15 protein-coding genes are annotated in these 21,838 nt (G+C 65.5%); 8 read left to right on the forward strand and 7 right to left on the reverse strand.

All coding sequences use genetic code 11. The features are described from left to right. Positions 1 to 342 precede the first annotated feature (342 nt). The 6 genes from C474_RS07960 to C474_RS07985 all read left to right on the forward strand — a co-directional run bounded on the left by C474_RS07960 (position 343) and on the right by C474_RS07985 (position 8,227). Complete coding sequence (locus C474_RS07960; protein ID WP_008385667.1) at positions 343 to 1,929, forward strand: COG1361 S-layer family protein; 1,587 nt, start codon at positions 343 to 345, stop codon at positions 1,927 to 1,929. Between the two features lie 15 nt (positions 1,930 to 1,944). After that, entirely contained in the window at positions 1,945 to 4,437 is a 2,493-nt protein-coding gene (locus C474_RS07965) for an efflux RND transporter permease subunit (protein ID WP_008385669.1), read from the forward strand. Further along, positions 4,421 to 5,170: a TrmB family transcriptional regulator gene (locus C474_RS07970; RefSeq protein ID WP_008385671.1), complete on the forward strand. Its 750-nt coding sequence runs from the start codon at positions 4,421 to 4,423 to the stop codon at positions 5,168 to 5,170. The genes C474_RS07965 and C474_RS07970 overlap by 17 nt, the downstream gene beginning before the upstream one ends. 402 nt (positions 5,171 to 5,572) lie before the next feature. Beyond that, positions 5,573 to 6,145 carry an acyltransferase gene (locus C474_RS07975; protein WP_008385673.1) on the forward strand — a complete coding sequence of 191 codons (573 nt, stop codon included), beginning with the start codon at positions 5,573 to 5,575 and terminating at the stop codon, positions 6,143 to 6,145. Between the two features lie 4 nt (positions 6,146 to 6,149). Further along, complete coding sequence (locus C474_RS07980; RefSeq protein ID WP_049916840.1) at positions 6,150 to 7,232, forward strand: DegT/DnrJ/EryC1/StrS family aminotransferase; 1,083 nt, start codon at positions 6,150 to 6,152, stop codon at positions 7,230 to 7,232. Beyond that, complete coding sequence (locus C474_RS07985; protein WP_008385677.1) at positions 7,229 to 8,227, forward strand: Gfo/Idh/MocA family protein; 999 nt, start codon at positions 7,229 to 7,231, stop codon at positions 8,225 to 8,227. The genes C474_RS07980 and C474_RS07985 overlap by 4 nt, the downstream gene beginning before the upstream one ends. A gap of 94 nt (positions 8,228 to 8,321) precedes the next feature. On the opposite strand, the gene C474_RS07990 is transcribed toward C474_RS07985, so the two are convergent. Together C474_RS07990 and C474_RS07995 are read right to left on the reverse strand one after the other, a co-directional pair. Beyond that, positions 8,322 to 9,260, reverse strand: coding sequence for a glycosyltransferase family 2 protein (locus tag C474_RS07990; RefSeq protein ID WP_008385679.1), 939 nt, complete (start codon positions 9,258 to 9,260; stop codon positions 8,322 to 8,324). Positions 9,261 to 9,462: 202 nt separating this feature from the next. Further along, a complete protein-coding gene (locus C474_RS07995) occupies positions 9,463 to 10,293 on the reverse strand; it encodes a glycosyltransferase family 2 protein (protein WP_160166822.1) in 831 nt (276 codons plus the stop codon). Positions 10,294 to 10,844: 551 nt separating this feature from the next. On the opposite strand from C474_RS07995, the gene C474_RS08000 reads away from it, so the two are divergent. Beyond that, positions 10,845 to 11,768: an NAD-dependent epimerase/dehydratase family protein gene (locus tag C474_RS08000; protein ID WP_008385683.1), complete on the forward strand. Its 924-nt coding sequence runs from the start codon at positions 10,845 to 10,847 to the stop codon at positions 11,766 to 11,768. 357 nt (positions 11,769 to 12,125) lie between these two features. Then, positions 12,126 to 13,043, forward strand: a complete 918-nt coding sequence (locus tag C474_RS08010; RefSeq protein WP_008385686.1) for a glycosyltransferase — start codon at positions 12,126 to 12,128, stop codon at positions 13,041 to 13,043. Positions 13,044 to 13,098: 55 nt separating this feature from the next. Here C474_RS08010 and C474_RS08015 read toward each other — a convergent pair whose 3' ends face one another. The 5 genes from C474_RS08015 to C474_RS08035 form a co-directional block, all read right to left on the reverse strand. Further along, positions 13,099 to 14,865 (reverse strand): hypothetical protein, encoded by a 1,767-nt coding sequence (locus tag C474_RS08015; RefSeq protein WP_152421623.1) that lies wholly within the window; start codon positions 14,863 to 14,865, stop codon positions 13,099 to 13,101. A 147-nt stretch (positions 14,866 to 15,012) separates the two neighbouring features. After that, positions 15,013 to 16,125: a DUF354 domain-containing protein gene (locus tag C474_RS08020; protein ID WP_008385689.1), complete on the reverse strand. Its 1,113-nt coding sequence runs from the start codon at positions 16,123 to 16,125 to the stop codon at positions 15,013 to 15,015. Positions 16,126 to 16,357: 232 nt separating this feature from the next. Then, the gene (locus C474_RS08025) at positions 16,358 to 18,808 is read right to left on the reverse strand and encodes a hypothetical protein (protein ID WP_008385692.1); all 2,451 of its coding nucleotides are present in this window, start codon (positions 18,806 to 18,808) and stop codon (positions 16,358 to 16,360) included. Between the two features lie 242 nt (positions 18,809 to 19,050). After that, positions 19,051 to 20,505 (reverse strand): hypothetical protein, encoded by a 1,455-nt coding sequence (locus C474_RS08030; RefSeq protein WP_008385693.1) that lies wholly within the window; start codon positions 20,503 to 20,505, stop codon positions 19,051 to 19,053. 302 nt (positions 20,506 to 20,807) lie between these two features. After that, positions 20,808 to 21,803 (reverse strand): DUF1616 domain-containing protein, encoded by a 996-nt coding sequence (locus C474_RS08035; RefSeq protein ID WP_008385695.1) that lies wholly within the window; start codon positions 21,801 to 21,803, stop codon positions 20,808 to 20,810. Positions 21,804 to 21,838 lie beyond the last annotated feature (35 nt).

The following is a 21,838-nucleotide window of genomic DNA, read 5'->3' on the forward strand; positions in this document are numbered from 1 at the left end:
AGTGCCGCCATCAGGAGGGCACGGAGATTGTTTGTTTCGCTCATGTGTGTTTAGTTGAATCGACAACACCTGCTTTCGCCCCGAACGCCGAAAGCGCCCGAGGACTACTCGCCTGTGCCGTCATGGGTAGGGGTACAATTTTCTCGGCCCGCCGCCGGTAAATACTTTCTGTATTCTAAACGGTCTGAGACTTTTTCTCGTTTATATCGTCCGCACGACCCGAAAATCCTCGAATCGGCCGCCTACGGCCGAACCGAGCACGCTCGTTCCGTTTGTACTCGTTTGCAACACTTTATATGCGAGGCGACGAAACGGATGTTGTAGGTAATTACAACACGTCCAATGAACCGAAACCAACTCATCGCTATCGCGTTCGTCGGTCTTCTCATCGCGCCCGGGACGGCGGCCGCGGTGGTGCGGGGGTCGCCCGATCTCTCCGTCTTTACTCCCGACAACTCCGTCTCGCCCGGCGAACAGACGACGCTGAACGTCCAGATACAGAACACCGGCGACGTCGACGTCGGCGGCAACCCCTCTCTCGTCTCGCAGGTCACCACCGCACGCGGCGTGACCGCCAGCCTCGACGCCGACGGCACGCCGATCGAGGTCGAGACCGGTCAGACCGCCGTCGGGACCATCCAAGACGGCCAGATTCAGACCGCCGGATTCGCCATCACCGTCCCCGAGGGCGTCGAAGAGGGGACGTACGAGTTGGAGATGGAGGTCGACTACTCGTACACCTCCCAGATCGCGGAGACGACGCAGTCCTACCAGAACCGCGAGGCTTCGAAGACGTACACGGTCGAAGTGCGCGTCGAGGACCAGGCCAGATTCCGCGTCATCAACACCTCCTCGAACGTCCTCGTCGGCGACGAGGGAACGGTCACGCTCGACGTGCGCAACATCGGTTCCCAGCCCGCGCGCGACGCGACGGTCAACCTCCGTTCCTCGACGGCCGACATCCGCTTCGGCGAGTCCGCCTCCGCCTCCCGCTTCGTCGGCAACTGGAGCGCCGGCGAGACGAAGAGCGTCGAGTTCGAGGCGACGGCGACCAACAGCGCCGCCACAAGTAGCTACTCTTTGACCAGCAGCGTCCAGTTCGAGGACACCGACGGCGTGCCCGCTCGCTCGAACAACCTCTCGGTGGGCGTCACGCCGAAGGGCGAACAGTCCTTCTCGCTCTCGAACGTCCAGAGCAACCTCCGCGTCGGCGAGGAGGGGACGGTCACGGGCACCATCACCAACAACGGACCGCAGGTCGCGCAGAACGCCGTCGTCACCGTCCAGACGAACTCCGGGACGCTGTCGAGCCAGGAGTCCGAGTACGCGCTCGGAACGCTGCGACCGAACCAGTCCGCGGAGTTCGAGTTCACCGTCGACGTGAGCGAGAGCGCCGACCCCGGCGCGCGCCAACTCACGCACACCGTCGAGTACCAGAACGGGGACAGCGAGGACCGCACGAGCAAGTCCCTGAACAGTCGCGTGCAGATCAACGAGAGCCGCGACCGCTTTTCGGTCTCGGTGAACGACAGCCTCGAGGTGCCCATCGGCAACAGCGAAGTCGTCGCGGTCAACGTCACTAACAACGGCGAAGAGCCGCTCACGGACGTGAGCGCGAAGGCGTACGTCAACGACCCGCTCTCCTTGGACGACGACGAGGCGTTCCTCGGTCGACTCGCCCCCGGCGAAACCAAGACCGTGCGCGTGAGCGCGAGCGTCGCGGGGTCGGCCATCAACAAGACGTATCCGATGTCGATGGACTTCCAGTACGAGAGACCGAACGGCGACACCGAGATATCCGAGACGTACAAAGTTCCCGTCTCCGCGGTCGAACCCGAGGACAGCGGCCTCCCGATTACGGGCATCGCGCTCGGTATCGTCGCGCTCCTCGTCATCGCCGGGGTCGTCCTCTACCGCAGGCGGCAATAACAGCCTGAGTACAGCATGGACTACCAACCGTACATCGACGCGGTCGACGATTGGATCGTCAACCGCTCGCGGACGGTCCTCCTCGCCTTCCTAGTCGCGACGCTCATCTTCTCGGCGGGGCTGCCCGCCATCTCGACGGATTCGGGCACCTCGCAGTTCACGAACGACGTGCCCGCCCAGACCGCCCTGGAGAACGTCAACGACGAGTTCCTCACCCAGTCGTTCGAGGAGGGCTCCGGGACGACGCAGCTCATCCAACGGGCGAACAACGCCCTCTCGAAGGACGAACAGCTCAGGATGCTCCGGGCGCAACACCGGATGCGGGAGCACGAGGACCTCCGAGTCGAGAGCACGACCAGCGTCGCCAGCGCCGTCGCGCAGACGATAAATCCCGACGCGACCACGCTAGAAGCGCAGATTCGCACGCTCGAACGCGCCTCCGACTCCGAAGTGGAGTCGGCGACGCGCACGACGCTCGAACGGAGCCCCGGCCTCGCGTCGACGGTCAGCGACGACTACAACAGCAAGACGGTCTCGGCGTCGGCGACCATCGGCGTCGTCACCCACCGACTGCCGAACGCCGACACGGGGGGCAGCGCGGGCACCTCTGGGTCGAGTCCGCTCACCTCGATTCAGGAGCAAGCGCAGGTCGTCGTCGCCTCCGTCGGCGGCACCATCACCGTCTTCGGAAGCGGCATCATCTCGAGCGAACTGACGAACGTCATCACCGACTCGCTGCTGTTGGTCGTTCCGGCGGCGGTGTTGCTCATCCTGGGGTTCCTCGTCTACTCTTACCGGGACCCGTTCGACCTCCTGTTGGGGGTCGTCTCCCTGGCGATGGCCATACTGTGGACGTTCGGGTTCATGGGACTCGCGGGTATCGCCTTCACGCAGATGCTCATCGCGGTCCCACCGCTTCTCTTAGCGGTCGGCATCGACTTCGGTATCCACGCGATCAATCGCTACCGCGAGGAGCGCGTACAGGGCTACTCCATCTCGGACTCGATGCGGACGGCGACCGACCAACTGCTGGTCGCGTTCACCATCGTCACCGGGACGACGGTCATCGGCTTCCTGGCGAACGTCACGAGCAGCCTCCAGCCGATTCGCGACTTCGGGCTGGTGGCGGGCATCGGTATCGTGTTCACGTTCCTCATCTTCGGCGTGTTCCTCCCCGCCGCCAAGGTGCATCTCGACCGCTTCAGAGAGCGTCACGATATCTCCTTTTGGGGACAGTCGCCGCTCGGCGACGAGAAGTCCATCCTCGGCCGGGTGCTGCCCGCGGGGGTGAAAATCGGACAGACCGCGCCGGCGATATTCGTCGTCGCGATGCTCCTTCTCACCGCCGGAGTCGGTCTCTACGGCACGGACGTGGACTCGAAGTTCACGCAGGACGACTTCCTCCCGCCGGAGGACAACCCCGCGTTCATCGACCAGTTGCCCGAACCGTTCGCGCCGGGCGACTACACGGTGACCGAGACGACGAACTACCTCGAAGACCACTTCCAGACGGGTCAGGGCGACTCGGTCACTCTCTACGTCGAGGGACCGATGTATCAGGATAGCGCCCTCGAACAGTTGGCGAAGGCCGACGACGACCCGCCGGACTCGTTCGTCAGCGAGGGCGGTGAGGCGTCCTCGACGAGCATCGTCACGGTCATCCGCGACTACGCCGACCAGTCCGAGGAGTTCCGACGGTTGGTCGCGCGCAACGACGAGGACGGCAACGGCATCCCGGACGACAACCTCAAGAAAGTGTACGCGGCGCTCTTGGACTCGCCGTACGGGTCGCAGGCCGAGCAGTACATCGCCGAGGACTACCGGAGCGCCAGAGTCGTCTACGACGTGAAGGCCGACGCCGAGCAGGCCGCAATCACCCAAGACGCGAAGTCGGTCGCCGACCGACTCCGGTTCGAGACGACGGCGACCGGGTCGACTGTCGTGCTGAAGGCCGTCTCGGACACTATCGCTAACTCCGCGCTGCAGAGCATGATCCTCGCGATGCTGGCGACGGCGCTCTTCTTGGTCTTCAGCTACTACGTCACCGAGGGCTACCCCTCACTCGGCATCGTCAACCTGTTCCCCATCGCGGTGGCCATCTCGTTCATCGCGGGAACGATGCGCTACGCGGGCATCCCGTTCAACGCGCTGACGGGGACCATCCTCTCTATCGCCATCGGACTGGGCGTGGACTACTCCGCGCACACGGTCCACCGATTCGCCGAGGAGTACGAGGGTCCGGGGACCGCCATCGAGTCGCTGTACGCGACGGTCCGCGGGACCGGCGGCGCGCTGACGGCGAGCATGCTGACGACGGTCACCGGTATCGGCGTCCTCGTCATCGCGGTGACGCCCATCCTCGGGCAGTTCGGGCTGCTTATCGGGATCAGCATCCTGTACTCGTACCTCGCCTCGATGTTCATCTTGCCCGCCTCCCTCGTCCTCTGGGACCGCTACATCGGCTACAGAACGAACGTTAGGAGTGATACAGATGCCAACTCAGTCTGAAACCGCAGAGCTGCTCGAATGGTTCGGGCTCTCGAGCTACGAAGCGAGCGTGTTCGTCGCGCTCCAACGACTCGGCCGCGGCACCGCCAAGGAGATAGCCAGCCTCTCGGGAGTCCCCCGGTCGCAGATATACGGGGCCGCGGACTCCCTGCAGGAACAGGGGCTGGTCGAGGTCCAACAGTCGAACCCGCGGACGTACCGCCCCATCGCGGTCGACGAGGCCATCGACCAGTTGAAACAGCGGTACGAGCGCCGCACCGCCGACGCCGAGCGGCAACTGAAGCAGATTCAAAACGAGCGGCGGAGCCGCGAGGACGAGCAGAAGGAGGACGTCTGGACCGTCAGCGGCGCCGCCGCGGTCAGGTCGCGCATCGCCAGGATAATCTCCGACACCGAGGAGCGACTCGTCGTCGGCATCGACGAGAACTCCCCCCTCTTCGAGCAGTTGGAGGCGCAACTCGAAGAGAAGAGCGAGGAAGGCGTCGAAATCGTCGTCGTCACCGAGAGCGAGGTAGTGGCGAACCGCTTCGAACCGTTCGCGACCCTCGTCGAGCAGAGAGAACCCATCGGGGCGGACGTCCCGAGACCGCAGCACGTTCTCATCGCCGACGACGAGACGATTCTGCTCGGGGTGCAGGCGAACGAGGAGGAGACCGCCATCTGGAGTTCGGGGACGAACTTCGCGAAGGTGCTCATCCAACTCGCTCGGAGCGGGATGGACCAACCCTCCTGAGCGGAATCGAATCCGCTCCACGCTCGACCTCACCGTCCGCGCGCGCCGCTTCGGTAGATGCGTGCTACCGTTCTGCACGATTCCGGCGTCTCTTCTGTGCATAATCTGTGACGTCGCCGATCAGGCCGGTCGTCGGATTCGACGCCCGAACCAGGGCACCGACTCTCGTCCGGGTGAGATGGCCGTATTCGGGATTTGAGATGTTCTCACGGCACTCGATAGCATATTTGGTTTCCGGATAGTGTGCGTCTGAGAAACATCTCCCGTTAAGATGCGGTTATGCACCGATATTCCGTTAAAAACAATGCCGACGGGCGCGTTGGTCTCAACAGAGATGTGGTGCTCGAATTCGTATCGTCCGTCCTGCGCACGCCAGAGAGTCGTCTCGGCAGGTGCGTTCAGATGAGCGATACGAACGACGATACAGGTTCGATTTCTCCGGACGCCGACGTCGGCCACGGAGACGGGACCGACCCGGTGTTGGGAGATGAAGCAGTCGTCCGTGCGGGCACGGTTATCTACCACGACGTCGTCGTCGGCGACCGGTTCCAGACGGGCCACGACGCGCTCGTCCGCGAAGAGACCGAAATCGGCGACGACGTCCTCGTCGGGACGCAGACGGTCATCGACGGCCACTCGACCATCGGGTCCGGCGTCAGCCTCCAGACGCGCGTCTACGTCCCGTCCAACACGACGATCGGCGACGACGTGTTCGTTGGTCCGGGTGCTGTGCTGACGAACGACCCGCATCCGATACGGCGCGACGACGAGTTAGTCGGTCCGACCATCGAAGACCACGCCTCCGTCGGCGCGAACGCGACCGTCCTCCCCGGCGTCACCGTCGGTCGAGGGGCGTTCGTCGCCGCCGGAGCCGTCGTCACCAAGGACGTGCCGCCCAAGACACTAGCCGTCGGCTGCCCGGCGAGGCACGAGGACCTCCCGGAGAAACTACGCGGCGACAACAAGATCCGGTAACGCTATGATACATATCGCAAATCCGACGCTCGGAACGGAAGAGAAAGATCGCGTAATGGAGGTCATCGACTCGGGTATGGTGGCGGAGGGCGACGTCGTCCACGAGTTCGAGTCAGAGTTCGCGTCGTACTGCGGCGCGGACATCGGCCTCGCGACGACGAACGGAACGACGGCGCTGCACACGGCGCTCGTCGGCCTCGGAATCGGCGAGGGCGACAGAGTGCTCACGACGCCCTTCTCGTTCATCGCGACGGCGAACATGCCCCGACTCGCGGGGGCCGAAGTCGACTTCGTCGACATCGACCCCGAGACGTACAACATCGACCCCGACGCCCTCGAATCGCGCCTCAGCGCGGGCGAGGACGTGGACGCAGTCATCGCCGTCCACCTGTACGGTCTCCCCGCAGACGTCGGTCGACTCCGCGAACTGGCCGACGAGTACGACTTCAAACTCCTCGAGGACGCCGCGCAGGCCCACGGCGCCAAATACGAGGGGACGCGCGTCGGCACGTTCGGCGACGCGGCGTGCTTCTCCTTCTACCCGACGAAGAACATGACGACCGGCGAGGGCGGCATGGTCCTCACCGACGACGAGGACGTGGCCGAACGGACCCGGCGGTTCATCGACCACGGGCGCACCGAGGGCTACGAACACGCCTCGGTCGGCCACAACTTCCGGATGACGAACATCGCGGCGGCCATCGGCCTCGCGCAGATGGAGCGTCTTCCCGGATTCACCGAGGCGCGGCGGCGGAACGCCGCGCGGTTGACCGAGGAACTCGAAGACGTCGCGGGCGTGACGCCGCCGACCGAACCCGAGGGGTACGAACACGTCTACCACCAGTACACGGTCCGCGTCGACGACCGCGACGGCCTGCAGGAGCATCTCTCCGACGCCGGCGTCGGCACGGGCGTCTACTACCCCGTCCCCATCCACCAGCAACCGGCGTACGACGACGTCGGAGGCTCGTACCCGGTCGCCGAGGCGGCCACCGAAGAGGTGCTGTCGCTTCCGGTGCATCCCGCTCTGGAGGAGGATGACCTCGACGATATCGTCGCGGCGATGACAAGGTCGGTGGTCCAATGACGGGCATCGACGTCGGCGTCATCGGCGTCGGTTCGATGGGACAGAACCACGCGCGCATCTACTCGGAGATGTGGGAGGCGAACCTCGTCGGCGTCGCCGACGCGGACGTCGAACGGGCCGGGGAGATAGCTTCCGACCTCGGAACGGAGGCGTTCACGACCGAGGAACTCCTCTCGCGCGTCGACGCCGTCTCCATCGTCGTTCCCACTCGGTTCCACGCGTCCGTCGCCGAACAGTGCATCGACGCGGGCGTCAACATCCTCGTCGAGAAACCGTTCGTCACCTCTCAGGAGGAGGGCCGCAAACTCATCGAACGGGCGAACGAAGCGGGCGTCAAGGTACAGGTCGGACACGTCGAGCAGTTCAACCCGGCCGTCACCGAACTGGCTCGCATCACGGAGGACTTCGACCCTATCGCCATCCACGCGCGTCGCCTCGGCCCGCCGAGCGACGACGCGCGCTCGCTCGACGGCGTGGTCCACGACCTGATGATACACGACATCGACGTGGTCCGGTCGCTGATTCCCGGGCGGGCGGTGCGCGTCAACGCGATGGGTACCTCCGACCGTCAGTACACCAACGCCCAGTTGTCCTTCGACAACGGCACCATCGTGAACCTCACCGCCAGCCGCGTCACCCAGCAGAAGACGCGCGATCTGACCATCACGGCCGAGGACAGCTACATCACGCTGGACTACATCGACCAGTCGGTCGAGATACACCGCCAGTCCCGTCCGGAGTACATGAACGACGACGGCAACCTCCGCTACCGCCACGAGGGGATCATCGAGAAGCCGTTCGTCAACACGGGCGAACCGCTCCGACTCGAACTGGAGTCGTTCGTCGACTGCATCATCGAGGACGAGACACCGCTCGTCACGGCCGAAGACGGCCTCCGGGCGGTCGAACTCGCAGACCACATCAGAGACTGCGCCGAGGACCCCGAACACGGCATCGACGTCGACGACCGACAGATGCCGCACGGGATGAACTGAGGACGCCGACGAACGACGGTCGATCCCCTTTTCTCTGCGATTCGCTTCGATTCGACTTCGGAGCCGCCGGACCTCTCGAATTCGACGCGCCGACTCAGACCCCGACGCGCCGCCGGATGCGCCTGACGCGTTCGAGCGTCGACGGCCCGGCAAGCGCCAGCGCGAGGAAGGCGTAGGTCTTCCAGTCGAGCGGGTAGTAGAACAGCGACCGCAGGAGGAACGGGTACGCCGACCGAAAGTTGCCCGTCCGAATCGCCGCCGCGGCCACCGCGCGCGACCGCTCGGCGACGAAGCGGCGTTCCATCCCGTACTCCGCTGCCGTCGAGCGGTGTTTGTGGACGAACAGCGGGAACGACACGTCGCGCTTTCGCTCGAAGTCGTCGCTTATCTGCCCGTGGGAGGCCATCCGACGGACCGTCAACTGCTCGTCGACGTACTCGAACTCGCAGTGCGTCGACAGGCGGAGGTACCACTCGCGGTCCTGCCAACTCGGAAAGCGGGTGTCGGTGGGGCCTGCCGCCTCCACGACCGACCGGCGGACGATGGGGTTCGAGAACCCCCCGACGACGTTCTCTCCCCGGAGGAGCGCTTTCGTCACGTCGCCGCGGCGCGAGGGGCGGACGGACCGAACCGTCTCGCCGCCGCCGTCAACCACGTCGATGCCGCCGTAGACGACGCCCACGTCTGGGCCGCCGCGTTCGAAGGCGTCGACGAACCGCTCGACCTTCTCGGGGCGCCAGTAGTCGTCGTCGTCGAGGAAAGCCACGAACTCGCCGGTGGACTCCTCGATGCCGGTGTTGCGGGCGGCGTTGGCCCCCCGGTTCACGGGGTGGCGGACGACGGTGAGGTCCACCGCGGGGTCCTCGCTGAACTCGGTCAGCGTCGGTTCGATGGGGTCGGGCGAGCAGTCGTCGACGACCAGAATCTCGACGAGGTCGTACGTCTGCTCGACGACGCTCCGGACGGCCTCCGGCAGGTACTCCGGGCGACCGTACGCCGGAATCACGACGCTGACGAGGGGGTCCTCGCTCATCGATGGCTCTCCGCCGCGGCGCCGTCGTCGTCGGCCGTCTCCTCGGGCGGACGCCGACGCGTCGCTCCGTCTGCCGTCGTCTGACTCATCGTGACGGTCGAGGCGTCCCACTCTCTTTGTTACCGAACTACTACGCGTCGGTAGCCGCCGCCAAACCGTCGATTGTCGGCTGTCGACCGTCGGGTACGGTCACAGTCACGGGTTACATCACGAGGTCGACGACGCGCCGCACGCCGCTCAGCGCGAGGAACTTGATCTTGTCCCGCGTGCAGAGTTCGGGGGAGGTGACCGGCGGGTCGTAGGAGGCGGCGAACTCGAATATCTCCGGGCGGTGCTTGAAGAGGTACTCCAGGTTCGGATTTCGGCCGGTCCGCTTGCGGATGTACTCGACGAACGAGTTCGCGTAGTCGTGGTAGATGACGGCGTCAGGGTAGTAGATTATCTGGTCGCGCCGGATTCCGTCCTGCACCAGCCGGTGGGTCAGTTCGATGCCCTCGTGGCCCGCCCGGTCGGCGAGGTTCTCGTCGTAGCCGCCGGCGTCGAGGTACGTCTCCCGGTCGAACGACGTGTTCCCCTCGACGTTGATGAAGTAGGGGAACGACTCGTCGCCGAGGTCGTAGTGGCTCTGAATCCGCGTGTACACCGTGTCGCGTTTCGGGAGGACGCGGCCGCGCGCCGCGACGATATCGTGTTCCGCGTGGGCGCGCCGATGGGCCGCCACGAAGTCCCGTTCGGGGACGCCGTCGTCGTCGAGAAACAGAAGGAGGTCTCCCCGGGCGAGTTTCGCACCGAGGTTTCGGCCGACCGTCACGCCGTAGTTGCGGTCGAGTTCGACGAACAGGTGGACGTGCTCGGACTCCGTGACGGACGATTCGACGTTCGCGTCGGTGTCGTTGGCGACGACGACGATTTCGTAGTCCGACGCCGTTTGGTCGTCGAGCGCCTCCAACACCGGCTCGAACACCTCGACGGGCGTCCGGTACGTGACGACGATGACGGAGGCGTCGGCGGAGACGTTCTCGTTGACGACCACGCACCGGGAAACACGGTCGCGCATCTCGGGCCCGAGCCGCGCTGACACGTCCATTACGACGCGTCACCCGCCTCGGGGGGAACGCACCGGCCGAGGCGCGCGCGCCCCGTCCGATGGTTCCGCGCGTGCGCGCGAACGTAATAGCCTGTGCCGCCCCTCACGACGGCGTTCGGGAGGTAGAACATCTGCTTCACCGTGGCTATTCGTCGGTGCGGTGGACCGTTCTGTACTGCGGCCTCGTCGGGGGCAGGTCGTCGCCGAGACGGGAGGGAGACTGTGCAGGTGCGCCTGAGACGAGTGTCGCACTGCCTTCGTCGCTCGCAGGTCGGCTCTCGACGGTCGGTCGCCTCGACCCGACCCGATGTGTCGCAGGCATGCTATCGTACACGTACCGATTCCCCCCCTCATTAGTAAGTTGTACCTATCTCGACCGACCGGGGGATACGCTTTTGCGTCCGGGTCGGCTTGATACTTACTCGGCGAGTAGTGCGTTCCTGCGGCCCGACGCCGCACTGCACGACTCGACGGCAAGCAGACTCCTATCATAGACGATGAACACAGTAGATATCGAAGATCAGACGGTCGTCGTCACCGGCGGCGCGGGATTCATCGGCAGTCACATCGCCGACGCGCTCGTCTCGGACAACGACGTCCGCGTGTTGGACGATTGTTCGACCGGGTACCGAGAGAACATCCCCGACGGTGCGGAACTCGTCTCCGGGGACGTCCGCGACGAGGACGTCGTCTCCGCCGCCGTCGAGGACGCCGACCTGGTGTTCCACGAGGCCGCGGAGGTCAGCGTCCAGCGGAGCGTCGAACAGCCGAAGCGGAGCAACGAGGTCAACGTCGGCGGGACGTTGAACGTCCTCGAAGCCGCCAGAGACGCGGACGCGCGGGTCGTCCTCGCGTCCAGTTGCGCCATCTACGGCGTCCCGGACTCGGTGCCGCTGTCGGAGACCGAACGGCTCGGTCCGCGGTCGCCGTACGGCGTCGACAAGGCGGCCATCGACTCCTACGCCGAGGTCTACCACGAGCAGTACGGGTTAGAGACGGTCGCTCTCCGTTACTTCAACGCCTACGGCCCGCGGCAGACGGCCGGCGAGTACAGCGGCGTCATCAGCATCTTCCTCGACCAGGCGCGCCGCGGCGACCCGATAACGGTCGAGGGCGAAGGAGAGCAGACGCGCGATTTCATCCACGTCAGCGACGTGGTGCGCGCGAACCTCGCGGCGGCCACCACCGACGCCGTCGGCGAGTCGTACAACGTCGGCACCGGTGAGGAGACGAGCATCCTCACCCTCGCGGAGACGGTCAAGCGTGCGGCCGACAGCGACAGCGACATCGTCCACGTCGAGGGCCGTGAGGGCGACATCCCGCGGAGCGTCGCCGACCTCTCGAAATCCCGCGAGTCGCTGGGCTACGAACCCACCGTCTCGCTCGAAGACGGTCTCCGAACGCTCGTCGACGACGAGTAAGCCCCGCCCTCGCTTCGGCGGACGACCTTTTGTACTCGGCCCGACTGCCGCGTGGCGTACCGGACGGCGCGCCCGGCGTCCGCCGCGGTCCTCGACACGCGATAACCGAACGATTCCGCTTCGTTCAGTCGCTTTGCCCGACGACCGGCGCCTCGCGCGCGACGGCTCCGCTCCAGAGCGGCCTCGACGCCGTCATCCCTCGCTACTCCGACCGGGGTCCCTTCCTCACGGCGTTTCTCGGGAGCTTCCAACCGCGTTCGGCGTCGGGACTCGACTCCACAGTGTCACGCGTCTGAACACGTTCTCGCCGTATACGAGGGCTATAACAATACCGCGCTTGTCCGAACGCGTGAGCACATGCGGGTTCTCAATCTCGTGGTGAACGAGTCTGCACCTTTCTTCCAACAGCAAGAGGCCATCCTCGAACGACGCGGCATCGAGTGTGAGACTATCGAGGTGCCGGGTCGTCACGACACCGAACACACCCGTACCGCCGCCGACTACCTCCGGTTTCACTACCCGGTCCTCAAGAAGTCGCGAGAGTTCGACATCGTGCACGCGAACTACGGCCTCACCGCCCCCGCGGCGCTGCTACAGCCGACGCGACCCGTCGTGCTGTCGCTGTGGGGCAGCGATCTCTTGGGGTGGACGGGTCCGATAAGCAAGGCCTGCGCTCGCCTCTCCGACGCCGTCATCGTGATGAGCGACGAGATGGCGGAGGCGTACGGCGGCGACTGCGAGGTCATCCCCCACGGCATCGACATGCAGTTGTTCGACCCCCGGTCGATGCGCGAGGCGCGCGAGGAGGTGGGTTGGAGCCACGACGCCAGACACGTGCTCTTCCCGTACTCGCCCGACCGGGAACTGAAAGACCACCCCCGGGCGGAGCGGGTGGTCGAACGCGTGAACGACACGCTCGACGAGCCGGTCGAACTCCACGCGGTCCACGGCGTCTCGCACGACGCGATTCCGACGTACATGAACGCCGCCGACGCGCTCTTGATGACCTCGAAGCGGGAGGGGTCGCCGAACACGGTCAAGGAGGCGCTCGCGTGCAACCTCCCGGTCGTCTCCACCGCCGTGGGCGACGTGCGGAACCTCCTCTCGGACGTCGACCCGTCGTTCGCCTGCGAGACGGACGAGGAACTCGTCGACGCCCTCGTCGAGACGCTCCGGCGCGGCGAACGGTCGAACGGGCGCGAGACGGTCGAACATCTGCGCTTGGAGACGATGGGCGAACGCATCGAAGACGTCTACAGGAGCGTACTGGAGTAAGCGGGTCGAGAATAGACGACGCCGGGACGAAACGGAACGGTTCTCTTCTCGCCGCTCAGCCGCTCACTTGGTACATCTTGTAGTCGCCCGTCGTCTGAACGAGGCTCACCTCGGCGGTGGAGTTCAGACTCCGGAACCCGGACTCGTTGTACATGAGCCCGCGGTACAGTTCGAGTTCGCGGCGTTCGTCGGAGCGTTTCACCACGACGTAGACGTCGCTTTCGCCGTTGTAGTGCGTCGTCAGGTTGCGGTTGAACACCTCAGGCGGGACGCTCCCGCCCGTCGCGAGCCCCGTTATCGACTTCTTGCCCTCGCGGCCGTAGACGGCGTCGGAGTACCGTCCCGGGCCGAGGCGGACGCCGAGGAGTCTCGCGTCCGCGCCGACGTTCTCGAAGCTCGCCTCGTAGCCGGCCATCTCCGTCTCGGGCACCTGCGAGGAGGGGAGATAGATGAGCGGCGACATGAAGAAGGTCATCGTGCTGAGGACGATGAGAAGCGCGAACACCACCGCCAGCGCGCTGTCGGCGCTGATATCGGGGAGTCGTCCCGTCGCCAACTCGCGTCCGCGGACGAGCGCAACGCAGCCGAGGATGTTCAACAGGAGAACGACGGCGCCGACGTACCGTCCCCACACCGCCGTCGACGACGCGAGGTAGAACACCCCGAATATCGCCGTGAGCGCCGCAGTGGCGACGCCGAAGGCGACGACGATGGCGGATCGACGCGAGGCGTCGCCGCGGGTCTCCGCGACGAGCGCTCGGACGACCAACCCGGCCGCGAGCAGGCCGAACACGACCGTCGGGAGGAACAGTTTCACGACGACTTCGATGGTGCTCCCGCCGAGCGCGCTCAGCGACGTCGCCTGCGTCGCCACGTCGTTCGCGCCGGTCCCCGTCTGGAGGATGCTCTTGAAGAAGCTCTGCACGACGCCGATAGAGGACTGCTGGGCGCGTTCGAGCCGACTCGTCCACAGGAGGAACACGGTCATGAGGAAGGCGCCGTGTCCGAGCACCGACCGCTGGGCCGCTATCGGGTGGTCGCTCCACCGACGCACGATAACCGCCCGCGTCGCGCCGATGAGGAGGAAGACGATGGCGACGTTCAGCGCCTGCTGAGGGTGGAGGAGCACGAGCGCTACCGACGCGAACGCGAGGGCGCCGTCCGTCGCGGTGATGGGGAGCAGCCCCTCCTCTCCGGGCGCATCGAGGATGTGCCGGAGTGCGAGGTAGAGCAGGACCGGGGTGAAATACAGCGCCTGCGTGAACGGGTGCGCCATCATGAACACGCCGAGGTCGTTGCTCGGGAGGAGCAACAGCGCCGAGAAGGCGGCGATGACCGAGACGCCGCGTCCGTCGACCAACACCCCGACGCAGAGGGGAACCGTGACGAAGTAGACGAGCACGAACAGCAGGACGACGAGCAGCATCGTCCGGTTCAGCGTCATACCCGTCAGCGTCTCGATGAGGAGCGTCATCGTGTGGACTCCCGGGTAGAGGAACTGCGTCGGCTGCATCGTGCCGGACGCGATGTCCTTCGCCCAGCCGAGGTGCGTGAGCGAGTCGCCCATCCCGTAGAAGAAGTAGCCGCGGATCAGCGGCAGGGCGGCGACCGAGAGTATCGAGAATCCGCCGACGACCATCGTCGCCCAGCGGAGCGGACCGCCGGGGCGGAGGACGAGGCCCACGAGCAGTGCGCAGGCCACCGCGACGCCGATGCCGACCCAGTAGAGCGCCGGGGTCGACCCGTAGATGGAGAGTTCGTACCCCGTGGCGGGGGAGAAGTACGCCCGCACCAGTCCGCCGAAGAACGCCAGTCCGCCCACGACGAGCAAGAGTTTGGAGAGCCGCGCAGACGTTCTGCTCTCGCTCTCGCTTCCGCGCACGCTTCGTCGCCTGCGCCGCGTGTTCGCTCGCTGCACGCTACGCCATCCTCGCTGGAGTCGCCGTCTGTTTCGTAGTTCTCATTGGTCTCACGCTAGGTTCCGTTTGGTCGGTTGACGAACCGGATCGGAGTCGCGGACGCGTCGGATGTCCTCGGGCGTCGCGTCCGGTTTTCCGGCCGCCTCCACGGCGTCCGTGACGAATCGCGCGACGTCTATCGTATCGTCCAGCAGTCGTCGCCGCCGTTGCTCGATTTCGCGCTCTCCCTCCGGCCGTTCGAGCCAGGAGCGGGCCTTCTCGACCGCCTCCTCTCCGTCCGGCGTCGAATACATCAGCCCGTAGCGCTCCTGGAACTCGACGAAGTTGCTCATATCGCCCTCGCCGGCGAACGAGTTCGTCCGGATGACGGGCGTCCCGAGGATGGCGGACTCGGTGGCCATCGTGTGGGTGTCGGTGACGAACATGTCTGCGGCGTCGAGCAGCGAGTGCGAGAGGTGGACCGGCGTCTGCAGTGCGTACTGCGACAACGAGTCGGGGAGCTTCTTCGCGACGCTCATGATGTACACCTCCCCGTGCTCGGACAGCAGGTCGACGAGGCGTTCTTTCACCGCGAGCGACATCCCTTTTTGGCCGATGTCGTGGTGGGCCTTCATCGTCCCGAATCGGAGCAGGAAGTACGGTTCGTCGGGTTCGACCCCGTGTTCGCGCAGGGCCTCGTGGTCCGGTTCGAAGTACTCCGGACGGAGATAGGCGAGTTCGTGGAATCCGTCGTACCGGACGTGTTTCTTCCCGAAGTCGTCGCGGAACTTCCGCGGCGTGCAGACGAAGTCGGCGAACGGCATGGTGATGCGGTTCGACCCGACAGGGCTGTCGGTCCAGACGATGCTGCGGGCGTCGACGACCGCCGAGACGTGCGCCGCCGCGATACCGCCGATGGCCGTTATCACGTCCGGGTTCCACTTCCGGGCGACGTTGAGGATGCGCGCCTCGTACTGGAGTTGCACCTTGACCATGTCGAACGTCGTGTCGACGTGTCCGGCGAGCACCTCGTGGTCGATACCGTACTCCTCGAGGAGTTCGATGGCCACGTCGTACTCGCGCGCGACGACGCGAACGTCGTGACCGCGGGCTTCGAGTTCCCAGATCGAGTGCTTGAAGAAGTGAACGTGTGCGGGGTGTTGTATCGTGACGAGTACCTTCATCGCTAGTGGGACGGGGGGAGACGGCGCTCGTCTGAAACAGACGCACCTGTCGACGAACACTCTTGTCGGATTGTCAACAACGGGGCCGTCATTTGACGAGTACACTCGTCATATCCACTTAGTTAGTAAGCGTCAAAGCCAATCTCATGACACGTAGAAACAGCCTACTCGGGACCTGAAGCGGTGTGTTAGCGAACGACAATCTCCACGACGTGTCGTCTACGCTACTATCTCAGTTCTCGAAGTCGACAATGGCGAAGCCGGTGATATCGAACTGAGTGATGGAACCCGAGAAGCGGTAGGCGTCCACGCCCTCCGCGACGGTGCCTTCGACGCGCCCGTCGAGCACCTCGTCCGCCTTCAGGTCGGCCGCCGGGGCGTCCGTGGGAACCGTGCTCAGCTCCTCGCTGCGTTCGATGTCGCCGGTGACGGTGAACGAGTAGTGGCTGGTGTTGCGGCTGGCGGAGCCGTCGACGTAGAGGACGTGCTCCAGCGTCGACCCGTCGTCCGCACCGCCGTCGTTCGAGTCGTCCCCCACAGACCCGTCTCCCGCGTCGCCCTCCGGGGCGTAGTCGGCAGGGTCGAGTTTCTCGCCGTTGACGAAGAACGCCGCGTCGTCGCTCAGTTCGACGGAGACTATCTCCCCGGCGAACCAGAACCAGTCCTCGTCGCCCGCCGCCAGCGACCCCTCGACGGACGTGCTGACCTCGTTCTCGACGATGTGCGAACCCTGATTGATGCCCTGCGTCGTCACGACGCGGTAGTCGAGGGGCGCGCCGGTGCTCCGGACCGTCGTCGTGTGCGTGAGCTTCCGGGTTCCGTCGAACCGGATGATTTCGGAACCGTCGACCGTATCGCCGTCGGAGACGCTGCCGTCGGAGTTGTCGACCGTATCGCCGTCGGAGACGCTGTCGTCGCCTTCGGGCGCGTAGTCGGCGGGGTCGACGGGTTCGCCCTCGATGAACAGCGTCGCCTCGTCGCTGAGGCTCACCTCGGTGACCTCCCCGGAGAACCAAAACCAGTCCTCTTGGTCGTTCTCGTCGAGAGAGCCCTCGACGACGGTGGGCACGTCCTCGTCGACGAGGTGGGAGCCCTGGTTGATGCCGTCGGTCGTCACGATGCGGTAGTCGAGGGGCGCGCCGGTGCCCCGGACCGTGAGGGTGTACGGCAGCTCCTTCGACCCGCCGTAGTTCGCTCCCGACCCCGAGAGGCTCGGAACCGGGCAGGCGTCGGCCGTGGACACGTTGGAGGTGCTGATCGTGGAGTTTTGGAACAGCGTCGACCGACCGTCGACGCCGATGTTCGTGTCGGCGACGACGCCGCTCGAGGTGTCGATGAACTTGATGCCGTTCTGGTCGGCGCCGTCGAGAGAGATACAGCAGTTGCGGAACGAGGTGCCCGGCCGGTCGGTGACCGCGACGGCTATCTTCCGGCCGCCGCCGACGCCCGTGACGGAGACGTTCTCGAACGTGTACGCCGTGTCGGGCCAGTCGATGGAGGGTCCCGCGACGACGATGGGGTTGAGCACGTCGGTCGTGTTCACCTGAATGCGCGTGTTCCGAATCGTGCAGTTGCCCGTCGCGCCCTTGGCGACGATGGCACCGGAGGAGACGCCGGTATCCATCCGGATGTCGCAGTCCTCGACCAGCAGGTTCGTCCGGTTGGCCAGCCAGATACCTCGGGAGTTGACGACGGGTTCGGGTTCGGTACCCGACCGCGGCATGATGTCGTAGTTGCGGGAGTCCCAGGTGTCCGCGGAGATGTTCTTCTCGTTGTGGATGACCGCGCCTCGCACCGAACTGTTCGTCGACCCGATGCGGACGTTCGAGATGTTGTTGTTCTTGAACACCCCGCCTTCGATGTGAACCTCGCCGTCGCCGCGGTCGGAGTCGGTCGTCCCGCGGTAGCTTCCGATGTAGCCGGGACTGGAGGCGTAGACGCCGTTGTCAGTCCAGTTCCACACCTCGCAGTCGCGGATGTAGAGCGTCCCGGCGTGTTTGAGACCGACGAACAGTCCGTGCGAGGCGCTGTCGTACGTGCTGCCGTCGCGGGCGTAGAACCGCTCGATGACGCCGGTCCCGTTCGGGTCCTCGACCGCGGTGGATAGGCCCTCGCAACTGTGCCCGACGACGCCCTTGACGTGGACGTCACCGATGTAGTAGTCCCCCCGTTCCGCGATGACGATGAGCGTCCCGCCGTAGCCCTCCCGCGTGTAGTCGAACTCGAAGCCGGCGAAGACGTGGTCGCCGCCGGTCTTCATCAGGATGGTCCACGATTCGCTCTCGCTCTGGGGCTTGGCCGGGACGAACACCGGGTCTGCGCCGTCGGCGGCGACGAGGCCGACATTGCTGGACCGGACCCAGCAGGAGTCGACGAGGTACCGGCCCGTCGGGAACTCGACGAGCGTTCCGCTCGGAACGGCTCCGAGCGCGTCGTCGACCAGCGCTCCCCCGTTCGGGTCGAGACCGAGGTCGTCGACCGCGTTCACCTTGCGGTCGAACGAGATGCCTTCGTAGGTGTACCCGCCCGCGGCGGCGGCGGAGCCGACGCCCGTGGCGGCGACGGCGGCGGTCGCCGCGCCGAGTCGAAGCACGTTCCGTCGGTCGATGAGCTTCGGCCCCGTGTGCGCGTTGGTGGGTTCGGTGGGTGATTCGGTCGAAGGCTTGATCGGGTTTTCTGCCATGGACACTTGATTAAGAGACTATTAACGACATAAATCTACTGGTCACAAAACAAACAAGCGTTCAATACTATCAATATTTCCTGAATTTCAAATTTTGTTTGTGATTTAAGAAGGCGCAAGCCGAGAAACGCGCCGAACGCGGCATTCGGAGAAAGACCCCGCCTCGGCGGGCTAAAGGGCTCCAGCGGGGTTTAATAAGTCGTTAACGACGCTTTGGCGCCTTCCAGAGAAGGAGTCTCGGATTAGGAATTGCTCGCCGCGCAGGTGCCGTTCGCCCGTAGTTTCATCCGCTTCACGGTCGCATCCCTCGTCGTGATCATCTGTCCGGGCACGTCGATGGTGCTGTTCGACACCGCACAGTTGCGGCAATTCTCGAACGCGATTCCGTTCTGGTTGCCGCCGTCGAGGGAGATACAGCAGTTCTCGAAACTGGTGTCGTCCCTTCCTTGAACGCGAACCGCCGCATCCCGTGCGGTCGAAGTCCCCGTTATCGTGACGCCCGTGACGGTGAAGCCGTACCGCCGCCAATCGATAGACGGGCCCTTCAGGTTGATGGGATAGAGCACCTCGTCGGTGTCGACGTGTATCCTCGTGTTGCGGATGGTGTTCGTCCCCGTCGCCCCGTTGGCGACGATGGCGCCGTCCGATCGGCCGGCGTTCATCACGATGTCGCAGTCCGCGACGAGTTGGTGGTGCCGGTTCGTCAGTCGGATGCCTCGGGAGTTGACGACGGGGTCGGGTTCGCTGCCCGACCGCGGCATGATGGGGTATCGCCGCGCGTCCCAGGTGTCTCCCGTGGGATTCCGCTCGTTGCGGATGAGCGCTCCCCGCACGGAACTGTACGTCGACCCGATGCGGATGTTGGCGATGTTGTTGTTCTTGTAGACGCCGCCGCGGACGTGGACGACGCCGTTGCCCCGGTCGGCCGTCGTCTGCCCCTTGAACCCGCCGACGTAGCCCGGGCTAGAGGCGTAGACGCCGTTGTCGGCCCAGTTCCACACCTCGCAGTCTCGTATCTCGAGTTTTCCGGCGTGTCCCTGCGCGACGAAGATTCCCGCCCCGGGACTGTCGTACGTGCTGCCGTCGCGCGCGATGAACTGCTCGATGACCCCCTCGCCGTCCGGGTCGGTCAGGCTCACGCCGACGCCGTACGTGTCGTAGGGATAGACGCCGAACGCGTGAACGTTGTGTAGGTAGAGGTTACCAACCGTGGCGATGAGCGTGAGGCTCGCACCCACGTCCTCGCCGCGAAAGTCGAGATCGAAGCGCCCGAACTCGAAGTCCCCCCCGTTCTCGAACGTGAACAGCCACCCGGTTTCGCTGGCGGCGCTCGTGGGGACGAGCGTCGTCCGGCCGTTCGGAGCGCCCACCACGCCGACGTTCCGGTAGCCGTTGACCCGTACCGGGTCGATGAAGTGGCGGCCCGCCGGGACAACGAACAGCGTGTCGTCGGCCAGTTCCGAGGCGATGATGGACCCGACGCGCCCCTTACTGGCCTCTCCGACGCCGCGGTCGGCGAGTCGCACGACCCGGTCGTAAGACTGGTACTGCTTCGCCGTTCCCCGCGGCGTCTCTACGCCGGTTCGCGGCAGCGTCCCCGTCGGCGTCGACGGCTTCGAGTCGTCGAACACCGAACAGCCCGCGAGGGGGAGGAGACCCGCCGACGCGGCCGACGCCAAGAACGCTCGGCGCTTCATCAGACTCCGTCGTCGGCCGCACGCCTACCCGGTGACGCATCGCCCGTCCGACCCGCGCGGCTCACTTTCTGCGCCCCCTACCGTCCGTTCCGTCGGCTTCCGTCCCGCTTTCGCGACTCCCCGCGCGGTCCGCTCCCTCGGCGGCCGCGGTGTCGACGACTCCCGACTGGTCCGTCATTTCTGCTTAACGTTTTGAACACACTTGTTTGAATATGTGTCGCATAAACTGAGCGATTCGGCGCGGTCGGTGAGTGACGAACGGAAACCGGGCGGTCGGATACCCGTGCCGCCGGGCGGTCTCGCTACGACTCGCTGACGTTGATGTCCAGCGTCAGGTGGCGGTACGCGGAGTCGACGCTCGGGTCGTCCGGTGCCTCACCCCGGTAGATGAGGTAGGTGTACCGAAGGTTTTCGCCGGCGAAGGTCGGTCGGAGTTCGTGCCGCAACTGCCAGGTCACGTTCTCGCCGATGTTCCGCTGGTACCGGTCCACTTCGGCCGACCTGACGACGTTGCCGTTCTCGCCCACCTCCTGTTGTTCGACGACGACGGTGTACGTCGTCGGTTCGTCTTCGTGGTTGACGACCTCCAGCACGTACTCGGCCGACTCGTCCACCGTGAGGTTCGTCTTGTAGCCGTTGGCGACGAGGTCACCCTCGTCGTTCTCGGTGAGCAGTGACGCCCGCGTGAACGTCGTCTGGTCCTGCGGGAGCGCCACCGCCCCGAGGAACCCGGCGCTGGCGACGACGAGGACGAGGACGAGGAGGACGTTCAGCCCGATGTCGAGGGCCGACCCCTCGAACCCGGCGCCGACGGTCCGGCGGAACGCGGCGAGCGGCAGTACGTACCGGCTCTCCTCGCGCTTCCGCACCCGTCGCACGAGTCCGAGTGCGAACACGAGCACGGTGAACCCGGCCACCGCCGCGAGCACCACCGGTACCGAGAGCGCGATGGAACTGGTCGCGATGGCGACGCCGAACACGGGGAGCACGGCGACGCTGAGACCGATCGAGAGTCCCGCGCGCTGCGCACCCGTGAGCGTCCCGCGGCGCGATCCGGTGTCGGTCCGTCCGAGTCGCCGACTCCGCGCCGGTCGCTCGACGACGCGCTTCGGAAACACCAGCGTCGTGATGGCGTACCCCGGGAGCCACAGCAGTCCGAGGAGGACGACGGCGATGCGGATGGGTCCCGGGGGGAGCGTCAGCGCCGCCGCGCCGAACACGGCGAGAGCGGCGACGACGAGGAGCGCCTCTATGACCAACCCGACCGCACCGGACGTCCGCTCAGCGGAACTTCGCATGGCTGTGTTCACCCCCGCGGCGGCCGACGGCGTAT

It is taken from the genome of Halogeometricum pallidum JCM 14848 (genome assembly GCF_000337095.1).
Classification (GTDB): Archaea; Halobacteriota; Halobacteria; order Halobacteriales; family Haloferacaceae; genus Halogeometricum; species Halogeometricum pallidum.

Excerpts from the sequence above, each read along its gene's own strand:
- C474_RS07965 (WP_008385669.1), top strand. The coding sequence starts at position 1,945 with ATGGACTACCAACCGTACATCGACGCGGTCGACGATTGGATCGTCAAC.
- C474_RS08010 (WP_008385686.1), top strand. The coding sequence starts at position 12,126 with ATGCGGGTTCTCAATCTCGTGGTGAACGAGTCTGCACCTTTCTTCCAA.
- C474_RS07985 (WP_008385677.1), top strand. The coding sequence starts at position 7,229 with ATGACGGGCATCGACGTCGGCGTCATCGGCGTCGGTTCGATGGGACAG.
- C474_RS08030 (WP_008385693.1), bottom strand. The coding sequence starts at position 20,505 with ATGAAGCGCCGAGCGTTCTTGGCGTCGGCCGCGTCGGCGGGTCTCCTC.
- C474_RS08000 (WP_008385683.1), top strand. The coding sequence starts at position 10,845 with ATGAACACAGTAGATATCGAAGATCAGACGGTCGTCGTCACCGGCGGC.
- C474_RS08035 (WP_008385695.1), bottom strand. The coding sequence starts at position 21,803 with ATGCGAAGTTCCGCTGAGCGGACGTCCGGTGCGGTCGGGTTGGTCATA.
- C474_RS07980 (WP_049916840.1), top strand. The coding sequence starts at position 6,150 with ATGATACATATCGCAAATCCGACGCTCGGAACGGAAGAGAAAGATCGC.
- C474_RS07990 (WP_008385679.1), bottom strand. The coding sequence starts at position 9,260 with ATGAGCGAGGACCCCCTCGTCAGCGTCGTGATTCCGGCGTACGGTCGC.
- C474_RS08020 (WP_008385689.1), bottom strand. The coding sequence starts at position 16,125 with ATGAAGGTACTCGTCACGATACAACACCCCGCACACGTTCACTTCTTC.
- C474_RS07960 (WP_008385667.1), top strand. The coding sequence starts at position 343 with ATGAACCGAAACCAACTCATCGCTATCGCGTTCGTCGGTCTTCTCATC.
- C474_RS08025 (WP_008385692.1), bottom strand. The coding sequence starts at position 18,808 with ATGGCAGAAAACCCGATCAAGCCTTCGACCGAATCACCCACCGAACCC.
- C474_RS07970 (WP_008385671.1), top strand. The coding sequence starts at position 4,421 with ATGCCAACTCAGTCTGAAACCGCAGAGCTGCTCGAATGGTTCGGGCTC.
- C474_RS07975 (WP_008385673.1), top strand. The coding sequence starts at position 5,573 with ATGAGCGATACGAACGACGATACAGGTTCGATTTCTCCGGACGCCGAC.